Source organism: Pokkaliibacter sp. CJK22405 (assembly GCF_046614695.1).
GTDB lineage: Bacteria > Pseudomonadota > Gammaproteobacteria > Pseudomonadales > Balneatricaceae > Pokkaliibacter.
Genome location: NZ_JBKKHQ010000009.1, coordinates 188,581 through 204,733 on the forward strand (window position 1 = coordinate 188,581; position 16,153 = coordinate 204,733).

10 protein-coding genes are annotated in these 16,153 nt (G+C 52.9%); 5 read left to right on the forward strand and 5 right to left on the reverse strand.

The features are described 5' to 3' along the window. Positions 1-6 precede the first annotated feature (6 nt). The 5 genes from ACKC9G_RS06285 to ACKC9G_RS06305 all read right to left on the reverse strand — a co-directional run bounded on the left by ACKC9G_RS06285 (position 7) and on the right by ACKC9G_RS06305 (position 7,329). Positions 7-1,236: a pyridoxal-phosphate-dependent aminotransferase family protein gene (locus tag ACKC9G_RS06285; protein ID WP_411404082.1), complete on the reverse strand. Its 1,230-nt coding sequence runs from the start codon at positions 1,234-1,236 to the stop codon at positions 7-9. A gap of 10 nt (positions 1,237-1,246) precedes the next feature. Continuing rightward, on the reverse strand, positions 1,247-2,059 hold the full coding sequence (locus ACKC9G_RS06290) for a sulfite exporter TauE/SafE family protein (RefSeq protein WP_411404083.1): 813 nt from the start codon (positions 2,057-2,059) through the stop codon (positions 1,247-1,249). Positions 2,060-2,172: 113 nt separating this feature from the next. Then, on the reverse strand, positions 2,173-3,744 hold the full coding sequence (locus ACKC9G_RS06295; protein WP_411404084.1) for a gamma-glutamyltransferase family protein: 1,572 nt from the start codon (positions 3,742-3,744) through the stop codon (positions 2,173-2,175). Next, a complete protein-coding gene (locus tag ACKC9G_RS06300; protein WP_411404085.1) occupies positions 3,737-4,975 on the reverse strand; it encodes an amidase in 1,239 nt (412 codons plus the stop codon). Before ACKC9G_RS06300 ends, ACKC9G_RS06295 begins: the two co-directional genes overlap by 8 nt. A gap of 323 nt (positions 4,976-5,298) precedes the next feature. Next, a complete protein-coding gene (locus tag ACKC9G_RS06305) occupies positions 5,299-7,329 on the reverse strand; it encodes a putative bifunctional diguanylate cyclase/phosphodiesterase (RefSeq protein ID WP_411404086.1) in 2,031 nt (676 codons plus the stop codon). Positions 7,330-8,085: 756 nt separating this feature from the next. Here ACKC9G_RS06305 and ACKC9G_RS06310 point away from each other — a divergent pair. From ACKC9G_RS06310 to ACKC9G_RS06330, 5 genes are all read left to right on the forward strand, one after another. Continuing rightward, positions 8,086-9,570 (forward strand): SulP family inorganic anion transporter, encoded by a 1,485-nt coding sequence (locus ACKC9G_RS06310; RefSeq protein WP_411404087.1) that lies wholly within the window; start codon positions 8,086-8,088, stop codon positions 9,568-9,570. 12 nt (positions 9,571-9,582) lie between these two features. Next, complete coding sequence (locus ACKC9G_RS06315) at positions 9,583-10,428, forward strand: universal stress protein (RefSeq protein WP_411404088.1); 846 nt, start codon at positions 9,583-9,585, stop codon at positions 10,426-10,428. A gap of 548 nt (positions 10,429-10,976) precedes the next feature. Beyond that, entirely contained in the window at positions 10,977-11,906 is a 930-nt protein-coding gene (locus ACKC9G_RS06320; RefSeq protein WP_411404089.1) for a LysR substrate-binding domain-containing protein, read from the forward strand. A gap of 97 nt (positions 11,907-12,003) precedes the next feature. After that, on the forward strand, positions 12,004-13,116 hold the full coding sequence (locus tag ACKC9G_RS06325) for a substrate-binding domain-containing protein (protein WP_411404090.1): 1,113 nt from the start codon (positions 12,004-12,006) through the stop codon (positions 13,114-13,116). Further along, positions 13,113-16,040, forward strand: a complete 2,928-nt coding sequence (locus tag ACKC9G_RS06330; protein ID WP_411404091.1) for a response regulator — start codon at positions 13,113-13,115, stop codon at positions 16,038-16,040. Before ACKC9G_RS06325 ends, ACKC9G_RS06330 begins: the two co-directional genes overlap by 4 nt. The last annotated feature ends 113 nt before the right edge of the window (positions 16,041-16,153 follow it).

A 16,153-nucleotide genomic window follows, 5' to 3' on the forward strand; every position in this document is an offset into this window, starting at 1 on the left:
AATGGCTCAGTGACCCGCATAATGAGCCAGTGCCGCTTTCACACCGCCGCTCGCCTCACAGGCATGTCCGGCCAGTCGCAGGACTTGCTCCAGAGCTGCGAGGGTCGTTAGCACCGCATCCTTGCGGGCGTTATAGCCCATGGTGCCGATACGCCAGATCTTGCCGTGTAACGGACCAAATGACGTACCAATCTCGATACCAAAATCATTCAGCAGTGCACCGCGCACCTGATCGCCCTGCACAGTTGAGGGGATATACACGCCGACCACATTGTTCATTTTGTGCCGCAAATCACCGAAGGGCTCTAGCCCAAGCCCCTGCACTCCTGCCAGCATGGCATCACCATGCAGCTTGTGCCGGGCAATGGCTTGATCGCGGCCTTCTTCAACAATCAACCGTGCGCACTCCCGGGCACAATAGAGCATGCTGGTCGCTTCGGTATGATGGTTAAGCCGCTCCTCACCCCAATAATCCAGAATCATCGGGATATCAAAATAGTTGGAGCAGATGACGGGCTCATCGCCATGTTGATGGGCCGCTGTCGCGATACCGGCTTCCACATGCCTGCGCTTGCGCACCCAGTCCACGTAGCGATCACTTAAGGTGACCGGAGAACTCCCGGACGGGCCCGCCAGACATTTCTGCAGACCACCTGAAACAGCATCCAGCTCCCAGGCATCGGTATCCAGCGCATTACCACCAATTGAGGCCGTCACATCCGTATAGAAAAGCACATCGTGCAGTCGGCAAATGGCACCCAGCTCTTCCAGCGGTTGCAGCATGGTGGTCGAAGTATCGCCCTGCACGACCGCCAGCATTCGTGGCCTGATACGGACAATGGCCTCTTCGATTTGCTGCGGGTCAAAGACTTCCCCCCATGGCACTTCAATAGTGTGCACCTTGGCGCCCGCGCGCTCGGCGATTTCACACAGCAGTAGCCCAAAACGGCCAAATACCGGAATCAGCACATCATCTCCAGGGCGCAGCGCCGATACCATCAAGGCTTCAATTCCGGCCCGGGACGTCCCGTCAATCAGTAATGTCCACTGATTCCGGGTGTTAAATACCTGACGATACAGCGCCATGGTTTCATTCATATAGGCCGTCATCGCCGGGTCATACTGGCCAATCAGCTGGGCAGACATCGCCCGCAGTACACGTGGATCAGCGTTAATCGGGCCGGGCCCCATCAGCAGGCGTGGTGGCGGGTTAATCGGTAATGAAGCAATACTCATGTCGGACTCCTTAACCCAATACCTGAATTAACATACGAACGCCGGTAATCATCAGCGCCACAGCGAAGATTTTCTTCAGCATGGCCTGATCAAGCCGCTGACCAATCGCGACGCCGAGCGGCGCACAAAGCACGGTTAACGGCACAATCAGAATCAGCCCCGGAAAATTGACTAACCCCCAGGTACCGACAGGTGCATCAGTCGGCGAAACGCCCGTGACCAGCATGGTGATCACTCCGGGCAGTGCAATCAGTAAGCCAAAGGCGGCAGCGGTGCCGACAGCCCGATGGGCAGCCACATTGAAAGCCGTCAGCAGAGGCACGCCCAGCGTGCCGCCGCCAATACCGATCATCACGGAGAGCCCGCCGACAATCAGTCCAAGAACACGCTGGCCCCATACCGAAGGCAAGGTATCCGCCAGCGGTTTTGCCTTGGCCCGGAACAGCATGTTGAGCGCGACCAGTACGGCAATGACACCGAACATCAGCGTCAGCCAATGGCCATTAATCCGGGTCGAGACAACCGCTCCCAGAATAACGCCCAGGACGATACCGGGTGCCCAGCGCTTCAACAGCTCCACATCCACATTGCCACGACGGTGATGGGAGCGAATGGAAGAAATCGACGTTGGGACAATTGTCGCCAGCGAGGTCGCGGTTGCTACCGACATGGCAGTCGCCGGGCTAATGCCCAGGTGCTGAAACATCCAGAACAGCACCGGCACGATCACAATACCGCCGCCAACTCCTAATAATCCTGCGAGAATGCCTGCGACAACGCCCGTTGCCAGCAATCCCAAAATCACAGGTAGCCACTCAGCCATAATTCACTCCAGATACACTTACTTCAGCTACGTTCACTTCAAGTACATTCACTTTAGCTACAACAGATGGTCAGCCCATCAAGGCAACCTGTTCATCGAAATGGATAAAGTCTTCAGCCGCTGGCTCGCCCTTGCAGTGCAGCACCATCACTGCGCGGGTCCGTGGCAGAATCCGCCCGTCCATCCGCATGACAAAGTACTGCGCCGGCATGCCCCATCAGCTCACTTCTGACGGGCACTTCACTGGTTTCATGCCCCAGAGCCATCAGCTCAGCATTAATCATTGCGGCTAAATCGGCTTCCAGCTTGAGGGAATGCGACACCTCTCCCCAGGTTCGCCCCAGCAGCCATCGGCCCTGCTCAATGGCCTCTTCAAGGCTCAGCCCTTCATAGGCATAACGACTGAATACGGCAGCCTGCGTCTGTGGTTGCCCTTCGCCGCCCATGGTGCCGTACGCGAGCCTGCGTCCATCGCTAAAAAGCGCCATCGCCGGATTCAGGGTATGGAAAGGTCGCACCCCGGGTTTGAGGGCATTGGGATGCCTGGGGTCGAGAGAGAAGCTGGTACCGCGATTGTTCATTATCAAACCGTACTCAGGAACCACCACACCACTGCCAAACTCCCAGTAAACGCTCTGGATAAAAGACACCATCGTGCCCTGTTTATCGACAGCCCCCATCCAAATGGTGTCGCCTGCAGCAGAGGGACGTGGCCAGTCGAGTGCCTGTGCCGGATCAACCTTGGCGGCCAGTGCATCCAGTGACTGATCAGTCAGAAGCTCATGCCATCTTTCAGATAAACGGCTGGGGTCAGTAACTTCGCGATCACGTACAAGAAAGGCTTGCTTGATGCACTCCACCAGATGATGCACACGTTCAGCTTCACTCCAGTCAGAGCGCCAAAGCCTGTCGTAGAGCGCAAGAATAATCAGCGAGGCAATTCCCTGAGTCGGGGCCGGCAGGTTATAAAGCTGCCCATGACGCGTAGTGACACTCAGTGGCGTGACGGTTTTTGCCTGATAGGCAGCATAATCCGTCAATCGCAGGGGGCTGCCTTCTCGCTCCAGAGTGGCACAGATAGTCGAGGCGATTTGACCACGATAGGCGCTTTCGAGCCCTTGCGCTGCCAGATCATCAAGCAGCTTCACCATACCGGGGTTACGCAACCTGTTACCGACTGTCAGAACCTTACCATCGTCAAGGAAGAGCTCAGCAAAAGCAGGCAAGCCATGTAATGCCTCAAAGGTTTTGTGGCTGGCACGAACAAGACTCTCAGTAACGGTAATGCCTTCTTCTGCCAGCGTTCGGGCGGGAGCCAGCAAATGCTCAAGGGAGAATTGCCGGTCAGGATCTGAAGCCAGAGCCAGTTCCCATCCGGCAAGAGTGCCGCCCAGGGTCACGCACGCACGACCGCCTCGTTCAGGAATGTGCGACTCTCCCTGATAGAACGAGGGCGTTGCCAGCGCAGCACTGATACCACAAGCGTCTATCGCAACCGGCGCCTCACCGGGACGATGAATCAGCCAGAAGCCATCACCCCCGAGACTGTTCATGTGCGGATAAGCCACCGCAATGGCCGCCGCCGCGCAAACCATGGCCTCAATAGCAGAACCACCGGCGTTAAGGACGTCATAACCTGCCTGACTGGCCGCATGATGAGGGGCAGTGAAAGCAATTTCAGCCATGCAAGAAAGCTCCTGTAGAGAAGTTCAGAGATTCGGCCAATGCCAGCAAACTGCGGTCATCACCCGGTCGCGCCATCAAGGATAGCCCCCACGGGCAACCCTCGCTTTGCATCACAGGCATGGAAAGCTGAGGCGCCCCCGCCAAACCGGCCAAAGCCGTCATCCCCATCAGCTGCTCGCGGTAGGCTGCAAGTGCTGGCGCAGGCAAATCCTTGCGCGGCGAAGCACCGGGCGTTGTTGGCAATACCAAAAGGGCATTGCCCTGCGTCCAGGTGTTGAAGACCTCCAGGAAGGTCGCCCGTATCTGGCTGGCCTGTTCCTCATCCTCTTGTGTCAGTGTCGAAGACCATTGAAAGCGAGAGGCGACATCAGGGGCAAAATGAGGTTTTTGCTGAGTAATCCACTCGCCATGGGTTTGCCAGATCGCACGACCCTGCAGTACCCGAAACGCCTGACTCAGTTCCGCGAGATAATCCGCTCGGAGAGGAGTCACCTCCGGCTCGGCGTCATCAGATAGAAGACTTGTAACTGAGTTCAGTACGGCCTGATCGATAAACTCAGGCAAGAGCACACGCACTTTGCTGAAAGAAGACAGAGACTGCTCAGGGAGAAGAACGTTACCAGTCTGCCTGAGCGTTGCAGCATCCCGACACAACCAGCCGACGGTATCGAAGGGCGGCGCCAATGCAACCAGTCCATCAGTACTGATCAGCCCATGGGAGGGACGAAAACCAAACACTCCACAGTAACTGGCCGGCACGCGGATGGATCCTCCGGTATCAGTACCCAGGCCAATATCCGCATCGCCCCGGGCAACGGCGACCACAGAGCCACTCGAACTCCCTCCCGCCAAACGGCCCTCGGCAACAGGGTTCGAGGCCACGCCAAAATGCGCATTGATACCATTAAGACTATAAGCCAGCTCATCTGTCTGAGTGCGAGCCAGGCAATAACACCCTGCATTCATCAGCTGCTCGACAGCCACTGCGGTATGCGTTGCTGCATCATGGCTGCTTAGCCAGTCAGGATTACCCGCTCCGGTATGAAAGCCCGCTACTGAGAAAAGATCCTTGATAACCAGACGTTTATCTTTGAGCGGGCCAGTGGTCGTGACTTGCCAGTGTCGTGGCCCTGAAGCGGCATAGACAGAGGTGTCATCAAGGGAGACAACCTGACTGGAAAGGGGAAGCTCGGAGCGCCCAGCCGTCTCTGGAAGTTTGGGATCATTCATAGGCTGGCTCCGCGCACGATAGAAGTCGCTATAACCGAGGTCCAGTTAGCGAGCATCGGAAAGAAACTATAGTTTCACAGAAGATCAATTATTGATACACCAGTTTCAACCAAGGATCAATGCACAACCCGACCCATCTAAAAACAACAAGTCTAAGCAGGTTCTTATTCAACAAACAAATGAAACTATAATTTCATCAATGAGTTCAACAGCAAACTCCACTTAACTATTGAGTGAGCAAATATCAGACTACGCCTCAGGCATAGAGGCATAAAAAAAGGCCCATCACCCAGCGGTCATGAGCCTTTTCTTTACTTCAGAGACTACACGGTCTCATGGTTATGCTGAAAAAAGAGCGTTTCAAAACGCTTTACCGGCACCGGCTGACTGAAGAAGAAGCCTTGTAGTACATCAAAGCCATGCTCACGTAGCCAGCTAATCTGCTCCTGAGTCTCAACACCCTCTGCCACCAGCTTAACTCCCAGAACTTCAGCGATAGACCCAATCAACTGAGTGATCGCCCCATCTTCTGGCAGCTTGCGAACAAAACTCTTATCCGCCTTGATAACGTCAATAGGCAGCTGATTCAGGTTAGAAAGACTGGAGTAGCCGGTACCGAAATCATCCAGAGCAATTCGGAAGCCTTTATCACGAAGTAGCGTTAGCTCTTCAATGACTGTCTCAAAATTGTCTATCAGGGTGGACTCGGTCAGCTCGAGCTCCAGCAGTCGAGCAGGAACACCATATTGTTCAGCTGTCCGAATCAGGAAGTCACTAAAGCCACCTTCGAGCAACTGGATCACAGACACATTGATCGCCACAGGAATCGCCGTGCCCTGCTCCATCCAGGTTTTAATAATCCGGCATGCCTCTTCGACCACCCAATTTCCCAGACCAATAATTAGTCTCGTCGACTCAGCAACAGGAATGAATACATCGGGTGGCACCATGGTTCCGTCATTACGGAACCAGCGCAACAGTGCTTCACAGCTCTCAACCTGCAAGGAACTGGCGGACATCTTCGGCTGCAAATAAAGCTCAAAGCCGCCTTCGGCAACAGCCTTCGCCAACTGCGACTCAAGCTGCAGCTTATCGTGAATATTCTGGGTGATCTCGTTAGTGAAGAAGCCGATCTGGTCACCACCCTGGTTTTTGGCACTCAGTAACGCCAGATCACCATGACGCATCAGGATGTCTGCGCTATCACCATCATCCGGATAGAACACCACACCAACGGTGCCGGAGGTGTGAATCTTCTGAAGCTCGCTTCCCTCTTTCACCTCGACACTGTAGCTGGTGCGTAGCAGCTGCAGTAAAGCATTGGCGTCCGACACCATTCCTTCAGGCGTCTCGGCGATTTCGTTGATCACCATGAACTCATCACCACCAAGGCGTGAGACAAAAAAGCCGCGCTTCTGAAAGTTCTCGGTCAGGCGTTCTGCCAGTTGGATCAATACCTTGTCGCCAAGATCATGACCCTCTGAATCATTGATGTTCTTGAAGCGGTCAATATCGAGGAAGTACACAGCCAGTTTGCTGCCTTCCGCTGCAGCCGTGCTGACAGTCTGCTCCAGCGTCTCCATCGCCAGGTTACGATTCGGCAGATTCGTCAGACGATCACGTGTCGCCATGCGCTGCACGCTTTGATTCGCCTCCGATAGCTCGCGGGAATTCTCATTAAAGGCATTCACCAGAGTACCGATTTCATCGGCTTCATGGTTTTTGGGGATATCAAGCACCAGACGTCCGTTGGCATCAGGACGCTTGCGCACCAGTTGTTCCGCCAGCTGCTTGAGTGGTCGACTTAAAAAACCGTTTAGAACAAACGCCCAGACAAAGAAAAGCGCCAGGATCAGGCCACAAAGGGTCGACATCAGCAGGATCGAACTCGCCGTCCATTGCTGAAACAGATAATCGTTCGAGCCTTCGATAGTCAGGGTGCCAATCGGCTTGCCGTCAAAGCTGCCAGAATACTCAGGCGCCACCAGAGACTTATGCACGATCTTGCGCTCTGGCAGCACCAGTGTGGCCAACGCAGAAGTTTTGAGATCCTCGCCTTTGTAGAAGCTCGCGTATTGCTCACCGTTTTGCAGAGTGACTTTAACTGCCGCCACCTGATCCAGACGCATCAGGCCTTCCAAGGTCTTACGCGTAGAAACCTCATCGTAGGACCAGATCGCTTCTGCGAGAGGTTTTTCAGATGAAATGAGCAGCTCTTCCAGCAGATTTTCCTGACTGTTAGCCAGCCTGCCCGTGGAGATATAGAGCTGAATGACGATCATTACGACCGCGAAGAGAATGGATGCCGCGCCGAGACGGATCATCAGACCGGACTTGATACTACGATTAAACATGGCAGTCCCTGCCATCACCCCGATGGGGATTCACAAATCCTGAAACCATTAAGAGTCCTCCGCTGCCTTGGCAGCACCCTTATGGAAAAGTTAAGGATTGAAGGTTCGCTGCATCCTTCAGCCAAACACGACAACCACCCTAATTAGAGGTCGGTCCAAGCCAACGGTACAGAGCGATTCTGTACACTATCTTTCAGCTATTCTTTCTTAGACGTCATGGTTCCCGAGAACCAACACCATCTGCTTAATCCACCTGCAACGCTAAACCAACTCATAAGAGCTTGCTTTTAGTTAAATGAAGTCAGGCAGTTTAAATGGCTGCCGGCAATGAAATCACATTCCACTGCAAGGAACGCTGACCATTCTCGTCACACATCGGTGATGTCAGGCATAAAGGCTTCGCTAATCTGCTAACGAAATTCTTCAGTGAAATTTCATTTCGCCTAATGCTGTTTTTCATCCAGACAGTAAATTCCACACTATCACGCAGTTAGCAGCTAACCAAGAGCACGAAATAGATAATAAGGCGCAGTTACTGCCTTTTTTCTGACATAGCTCAACACTGCCAGAAGTCACAGCTGTACCCTGTGACTTTCTTGCACAGTGCCTGCAAAATATGACAGCCGTGCGTTTTTGCCATCCTGAGGGCTTTGCTCTAGCATACGGGCTTCACCGATTTCTCTAAAAACGAAGTACGCCGACCTGAAGCAGTCAGGGACGGCCCGTACTCATTTTGCCGTGCAGAGCAGGATTTACATGAGCGCAACGTTAAAACAGCAGTGGCTCTCCAATACACGGGGAGACATTCTTTCAGGGCTGGTCGTCGCCCTGGCACTGATCCCGGAAGCTATCGCTTTCTCGATTATCGCCGGTGTTGACCCCAAGGTTGGCTTGTATGCCTCGTTCGCCATCGCCGTGACCACGGCTATTGCCGGCGGCCGCCCTGCGATGATCTCTGCTGCCACTGGCGCCATGGCACTATTGATGACCGATCTGGTGAAGGATCACGGTCTGCAGTATCTCTTCGCAGCTTCACTCCTGACCGGCGTCATCCAGATTATTTTTGGCTATCTGCGCCTTGGCAGCCTCATGCGCTTTGTATCGCGCTCAGTGGTAACAGGCTTTGTTAATGCTCTGGCGATTCTGATTTTCGCCGCCCAGCTTCCACAGCTGATCGGGCCGGAAATTCGCTGGCCGGTATATGTGATTACAGCAGGTGCTCTTGGTATCATTTATCTGCTGCCTTACGTCACCAAAGCAGTACCTTCTCCACTGGTCGCCATCATTGTCATGACCGGTATCTGCATGTTCTTCGGCGTTGATATTAATACCGTAGGCGATATGGGAGAGCTGCCTGAAAGCCTGCCGACTTTCCTGATCCCGGATATCCCGCTAAACCTGCACAGTCTGGAAATCATCTTCCCTTACTCCCTGGCGATGGCTGTCGTTGGTTTGCTTGAGTCCCTGATGACCGCAACCATTATTGATGACTTTACCGACACTGAAAGTAATAAGAACCGCGAATGCAAAGGTCAGGGTCTGGCAAACATTGTCTCCTCCTGCTTTGGAGGCATGGCAGGCTGTGCCATGATCGGCCAGTCGGTAATCAACGTTAAGTCCGGTGGTCGCACTCGTCTTTCGACGCTGATCGCCGGTATTGTTCTGCTGATTCTGGTGGTGTTCCTTGATCGCTGGGTCTCACAGATTCCCATGGCCGCGCTGGTGGCTGTCATGATCATGGTGTCCATTGGTACCTTTAACTGGAATTCCCTGATCAAGATTCACACCTTCCCGCTCAGCACCAATATTGTCATGGTTGCCACCGTTATCGTGGTGGTTCTGACCGATAACCTGGCAATGGGTGTACTGGTCGGCGTACTCCTTTCGGCACTGTTCTTTGCCAACAAAATCGGCCAGTTCCTGTATGTGGGTAGCGAAGCGTCCGATGAAGGGAAAAAACGGACGTATCAGGTGATCGGGCAAGTCTTTTTCGCTTCAACGACTCGCTTCAATAACAGCTTTGATTTCAAAGAAGTGCTGGAGCATGTGGTCATTGATGTGAGCAAAGCCCATTTTTGGGATATCACCGCCGTAGGCGCTCTAGATAAAGTCGTATTGAAGTTTCGCCGTGAAGGAACCACGGTAGAAGTCATTGGTTTGAACCAGGCCAGTGCCACTCTCATGGACCGCTTTGCTGTTCATGATAAGCCTGACCAGGTCGCCAACCTGATGGATCACTAAAAGGAAGACGTCATGACTCATGTTGTTGCTTGCGTTGACGGCTCCGCCGCCTCTCCTGTGGTTTGCGACTACGGGGTGTGGGCGAGTAAACAGCTGTCCGCGCCGCTTACGCTGCTGAATGTCATCGATAAGCAGCTTTTCCCGGGTTCAGACGACTGGAGTGGTCATCTGGGCTGGGGAACACAAAACGAACTGCTGGAGGAACTGACCTCACTGGATGAGCAACGCGCCAAAATTGCCATTAAACAAGGCCAGTCCATCCTTGAGACAGCAAAAAGCCATGTAGCATCGAAGGGAGTGGAGGCTGAGACCCGCCAGCGTCATGGTGATGTTGTTGATAGCCTCACCGAGATGGAGAGCTCGACACGCCTGCTGATCGTTGGCAAGCAAGGCAATCAGAATGATGAGGCTCATCCAGTTGGCAGTCACATTGAGAGCATTATTCGCACCCAGCACAAGCCGATTTTGATTACTCAGAATGAATTCAAAGCGCCAGAGCGACTGCTGATTGCCTATGATGGCAGCCCCACTCTTGAGAAATCTCTGGTACTGCTTGCTGGCAGCCCACTCTTCCAGGGCGTTGAACTGCATCTTCTTCATGTAGGTGCAAAAACGGCGGTGCTGGATGAACAGATCAGGGCGGCGACAAATCGTCTTGAGAAAGCGGGCTTTACGGCCCACTCTGCCGTGCATGCAGGAGAGGTCCAGCCCGAGGTGCAGCACTATATTGAGAAACATCAGATCGACATGCTGATGATGGGCGCCTACGGTCATTCACGCATTCGACAGTTTTTGATTGGCAGCATCACTACGTCCATGTTGTGCGCAGTGGATATCCCGCTACTCATTCTGCGCTAGTACAGGCTCAGGCTTTTGATAAAGCGGCACAGGTTTCCCTGATGCCGCTTTTTTTATGTTCGTAAAAACCCCAAACACCCAATCAACAAAGACCAGGATAAAAAAAAGCGCCTTCTCACCGGAGTGAAAAGACGCCATTGTCAACATGCCCTAATCTGGGAGACCTACAAGGTAGATCTGCCCTGCACATTACTATATTCAATGTGCGTGCCAACTCTGCTCTTAAGCCACTCAAATATCCTCAAAAAGGGAATGCTCAGGAATCACCGCCCAGTAACTTCGGGAAAACCCTCATTTCAACCTGAAAAACCCTGTCTACACTTAGGCTCATTGCTTATCTATTAAGAAAACCAACCGTATACATTGAAAAAAATGATTTCAAAAGTAGGCTTCTGGTAAGCACCATGAACGCTTTTGCACCAGCACCATGAATTATGGCTAAAACCTCGCTCAAAACTGGTGCGCAGGTATTTTTATAGTGATCAATAAAGTTTGTTGCACATGCAAACACTTTGAGTGACACTGTGCCCAGCAGAGAGGAGTGATACATGGATCTGAACGAGTTACTTATTTTCATCAAGGTTGTTGAACTTCAGAGCTTCACTACCGCGGGCAAAAATCTCGGGTTACAGAAATCCACCATCAGCCGCAAAATTGCTCAACTTGAAGAGCGTCTGGGCGTTCGCCTGCTGAACCGCACCACACGCAAGCTGAGCCTGACTGACGTGGGCCAGGCGCACTACCAGCGCTGCCGTGAGATTCTGCGTGAGCTGGAAGAAGCTGAACTGGCAGTGACTCGAAGCCAGTCTGAACCTTCCGGTATTCTGCGAGTGGCCATGCCAACTGAACTCGGCCAGCTCATTATGGGCCGCTTTATGGGTCAGTTCATGCAGCGCTACCCCAAGATCCAGATTCAGGCGGAGCTGAGCTCGCGACTGGTCGACATTGTGGGTGAAGGCTTCGATCTGGCGATCCGTGTTAACCGCATGGAAGACTCCTCACTGGTGTGCCGCCGACTGCTTAACAGCCCACTGAAACTCTACGCAAGCCCTGAGTATCTTGAAGAGTTTGGCGTGCCTGAGCACCCGACTGATCTGCACAATCACCGCCTTATGGTGATAGAGAAAGATAACCTTCTGCAGCAGAACTGGGCTTTCCGCCAGAATCAGGACGAAGTCCATATCACAGCGCGCGCCGTGCTTAGCGCCAACAGCATGACCTGCTGTCGTGAAGCGATGCTGACCGGGTTGGGTATCGCCCGTCTGCCGATGGCCTATATGCGCGAGCTGGAAGCCACAGGAGCAGCCAAGCCTCTGCTGACCGACTGGGATATCGAGCCGGCAACCATTTGGGCGGTTTATCCCTCTCGCCGACTGATGCCAACCAAGCTGCGCATTTTCCTTGACGAGCTGGTGACCTACCTCGAAAACAACCGTGGCGGCCCGTTTGATACATCACAGTCCGCTGAGCAGAACTGATCTGACCCACAACAAAAACCACTCACTCGGATAATTCTTGTCAATCTGTTGTCACCTGATACTGTTACAAATCAGGTGACAACAGAGAGACGAGCCGATGGATCGAAGACATACACTGCGCCTTCTGGCTTTTCTTGCGCTTCCACTGACATCGTTACTTGCCACAACCACGCTGGCTAATGACGATATGATCCCGATGGATCTGTATTTCGAAACACATCCCGCCCAACAAAGCCTGGCCTACGCATTAGCACAGAAAGTAAGAAAACCTGCGGCTCCCAGCAAAAATTCACCGGATAACATCCCCCTCTCAATCAGCGTCATCTATCCGGGGATTCAGACCTCCGATTATTGGCGGCGAAACCTTAAAGCCTTCAAGATGCGCCTTGATGAACTCAAGGTTAAATACAAACTCACACTCCACAGCCTCTCACCCGATGAAGACGCCACCGTCATCGCCAGGCAATTTGCCAGTATCCTTAAAGAAAACCCCGACTACCTGATTACGACACTGGATAGCCCGCAGCAGGAAAAGATGATTGAGTTCATCCTGGCCAGCGGCACCACCAAAGTCATCCTGCAGAATGTCACCACACCCATCAAAAGCTGGGTGTCCGCACCTCCCCTCGCCTATATCGGTTTTGACCATCAGACCGGGACTCGCCTTCTCGTGGACTTTTTTGCCCAACATTACCCCGGACCTCGCGATTACGGTCTGGTGTATTTCAGGCCCGGATTAGTTAGCCGTCTCAGGGGGGATTATTTTATCGAGCAGTTGCAGAAGGATGACCGTTTTAACCTGCTTAGCTCTTACTACACCCAGGGGACACGTAAATCAGCAGAAGACGTCACTAAAGAATTATTGGCAAATCACCCACATTTGGACTTTATTTACGCTTGTAGCACCGATGTTGCGCTGGGTGCACTGGACGCCATGGACAAGCTTGGGCGAAAGGTTCCAGTGAATGGCTGGGGCGGCGGCGCCGCTGAACTGGATGCGATTCAACAAGGCAGAATGGTCGCAACGGTTATGCGTATGAATGATGATGCCGCCATCGCCATGGCAGAGATTGTTAATAGCGACCGAAATGGAGAAGCGGTCCCACAGGTATTTGGTGGAGACTTCCGTCTTGTGACCCCGGCAACGCCTGCCGACAAGATTGAGGAATACAGGGACTACGCTTTCCGCTACTCGGATAAAAATGAATGAATAAGAGCCGCTCGCTGTTTACAGTGCTGTTGTTGTGGGTATTGGGTGCGCTCTCCCTTTCCTCAGCACTGATACTGTATCGCTCTTACGAAAACACTAACGCCCTCTTGAAAATTGAGCAGGATAACAGCCTGGCTCATGCCCATAATAGCTCCCAAACCTTTATGACCAACTGGCTGGAAAGTCAGTCCCGTGCACTGGTAACCCTCTCCCACGTCACCAACCATGAACATGAGTTTACGGTTCAGGCATTAACCGATGATTTGCAGATTCATCTGCAGGAACTCGGCAGAAACCGGCCTGACTTCGCCATGTTACTGGAAGGCACAGAGCTGGTCTGGGCGGATCCCGGCAGCATTTTCTATGGGCTGGATACGCTGGTTAATGAGCTTCGCCACCCCGTGAATTTTTCGGAATGGCAGCTTAAGGAGGTCAATTCATCGACAAACCCCACACCGCTGAACATCCTGATCAACAAACAGCTGATCATTAATAGTCATACCGGCGCCGTTGAAGGCACGGTTATCTTTGGTGTGGTGCTCAATAACAACATGAGTCTTGCTAACGCAATCAGGCTGTCATCCAGCGCAGAGATCGTCAGCCTGCGTAAAGGCAGTCATATCCTTGCCAGCACCGAACCCCGCAACCAGCCTAATGCCTTCCAGAGTGACGGTAATCCGGATCTTGGTGATGATCATAAGCGTATTGGGAGTTGCGAGCCTGTCCCGTTCGCGACGCTGAAAAAGCAGTTGCAGATCTGCCTGGCACTCTCCTCCACAGCGAACAGTAATCTACAGCAACATCTGAACAGCCAGATTATTCAGCTGTTACTACTGATTCTCATGATGTCGATCCTTGTTGCCGCCATACTGCACCGAAAAATCATCAGCCCGGTCAGGCGTCTTGCGCGCTATGCCAAGGAACAACAGGATACGTTGCATCCACCACAAATGCCTTCCAGCGGTATCCGTGAATACGATCAGGTTGCCCAAAGCCTCGGCAATGTGGTGCGCGAGCTCGCAGAAAAAGAAACCTCCCTGCGCAATCTTTTTGATACTGCCTTCTCGCCGATTCTGGTCTGGACCCCGGATGGCATTGTCACCCAGTACAATGAAGCGGCTTTCAAGCTTCGTGGTAATAACCCCACCATTCTTCCGCTTCGCATCACTGACTGCTTCCCAAAAGAAGTGCACCGTCTGCTGGATCATGCGGCGGCGGGTCACCCCATTGATAACCTTGAGATAGAGGATGGCAGTGGCTGGTGGCAATGGAATTTCCGCCCTCTGTTCGTTGATGGACAGGTACGCGCCATCATCAGTCAGGGTCTGGATATCACGCTTCGCAAGCGCGTCGAAAATGAGATGCGCTTAGCGCGTGATGCTGCCATGAGAGCCAACCAGGCGAAGTCCGACTTCCTGGCGGTCATCAGCCATGAGATCAGGACGCCCATGAATGGCGTGATCGGTAATCTGCAGCTACTGGATGACACCTCGCTTAACTCCGAGCAAAAAGAGTATGTCGATACGACTCAACACTGCGCCAATGCACTGCTAAGTCTGCTCAATGACGTTCTGGACTTCTCCAAGATCGAGTCTGGTGCGCTGGAGCTGAACCTGCAGGAAACCGACCTGCATAACTGTATTGAGGATGCCGCCTCTCTCTTTAGCGTTCAGGCAGCGGAAAAACGCATAGAGCTTATCTGCGATATAGATGAAACCGTGCCACGCTTTGTCATGCTGGATTCCACTCGGCTGCGACAGATTCTGATCAATCTTCTTGGCAATGCCGTTAAGTTTACAGACACAGGCGAAGTCACGTTAAGCGTTCGGGCGGAACGACTTCGGGGCGAAACTCGTGTGATTTATGTGGATGTTACCGATTCAGGCATTGGCATCCGGCCAGAAACACGCCAGTCACTGTTTGAGCCTTTTGCCCAGGGGGATGCCTCCACCACTCGCCGCTATGGTGGCACCGGTCTAGGCCTGAGCATTTGTAAGCGTCTGGTCGAGCTAATGAAAGGGACAATTGGCGTAACCAGCGTCCCCGGTGAAGGTTCACGCTTCTTTTTCACGTTGGTCACTGAAGTCGCGCCTAACCCGACGCTGGATCTCGAAGCTCTGCAGCCGCTGGATGGTAATAAAGTGCTGGTGCTGGATGACAATACCAGCAGCCGTCAGCAATTTTGCTCTCTGGTCAAACGCTGGGGAATGACGTGCGTTACCACCTCCACCCTTACTCAGGCACTGCAAGCCATTGATGAGTCAGGTCCATTTCAGCTCTATCTGCTGGATGCCTCGATGCCTGATATGGATGCATTCGCTCTGGCGCAGCATCTTGAAGGTCAGTGCGATCAGGCTCCTCGTATTCTACTGAGCTCTACCCCCAATTTTTCACCGGCGCTGGAAGTAAAACGCTTTTTCAGCACGACCCAGCCCAAACCCGTACGCCAGAGACTATTACGCAGCACTATTGTCCGCCTACTCTCAGGTGAACCTCTCCCCGCATCGACACCTCAGCAAGAAGCGCCCCCAGAGCCCAAACTCAACTATTCCGTCCTCGTGGTGGAGGACAACCCAATCAACCAGCGCCTTGCCTCAGCCGTTCTGGTCAAACTGGGTTGTCAGGTGGAAGTGGCCAGTGATGGAGAAGTTGCGCTCGAAATCTGCAAACAGCAGCAATTTGATCTGGTATTCATGGACATGCAAATGCCGGTCATGGATGGACTGGAAGCCACCCGACGACTACGTCGCTTTGAGCATTACTCACAGACTCCGGTGATTGCCCTAACCGCCAACACGACACTGAGCGATCGTGACCGCTGCCTCGCGGCCGGAATGAATGATTTCATTTCCAAGCCCTTCAAGCGTCAGGAAATTAAAGCCATTCTTAAGCGCTGGCTGGCTCAGGAAACCACCAGCCTGTGAGATAGGCAGCCGCCAGTATTGTTAAAAACTGTAGTTCCGAACTCTTCTACACCCTTAGTCTTGAATAGCCTCATTTCCTTCATTTTTAAGGGTAATTTGATTTGGTATTTCCG

Coding starts and splice junctions, on each gene's coding strand:
- ACKC9G_RS06285 (WP_411404082.1), bottom strand. CDS start 1,236: ATGAGTATTGCTTCATTACCGATTAACCCGCCACCACGCCTGCTGATG.
- ACKC9G_RS06290 (WP_411404083.1), bottom strand. CDS start 2,059: ATGGCTGAGTGGCTACCTGTGATTTTGGGATTGCTGGCAACGGGCGTT.
- ACKC9G_RS06295 (WP_411404084.1), bottom strand. CDS start 3,744: ATGGCTGAAATTGCTTTCACTGCCCCTCATCATGCGGCCAGTCAGGCA.
- ACKC9G_RS06300 (WP_411404085.1), bottom strand. CDS start 4,975: ATGAATGATCCCAAACTTCCAGAGACGGCTGGGCGCTCCGAGCTTCCC.
- ACKC9G_RS06305 (WP_411404086.1), bottom strand. CDS start 7,329: ATGTTTAATCGTAGTATCAAGTCCGGTCTGATGATCCGTCTCGGCGCG.
- ACKC9G_RS06310 (WP_411404087.1), top strand. CDS start 8,086: ATGAGCGCAACGTTAAAACAGCAGTGGCTCTCCAATACACGGGGAGAC.
- ACKC9G_RS06315 (WP_411404088.1), top strand. CDS start 9,583: ATGACTCATGTTGTTGCTTGCGTTGACGGCTCCGCCGCCTCTCCTGTG.
- ACKC9G_RS06320 (WP_411404089.1), top strand. CDS start 10,977: ATGGATCTGAACGAGTTACTTATTTTCATCAAGGTTGTTGAACTTCAG.
- ACKC9G_RS06325 (WP_411404090.1), top strand. CDS start 12,004: ATGGATCGAAGACATACACTGCGCCTTCTGGCTTTTCTTGCGCTTCCA.
- ACKC9G_RS06330 (WP_411404091.1), top strand. CDS start 13,113: ATGAATAAGAGCCGCTCGCTGTTTACAGTGCTGTTGTTGTGGGTATTG.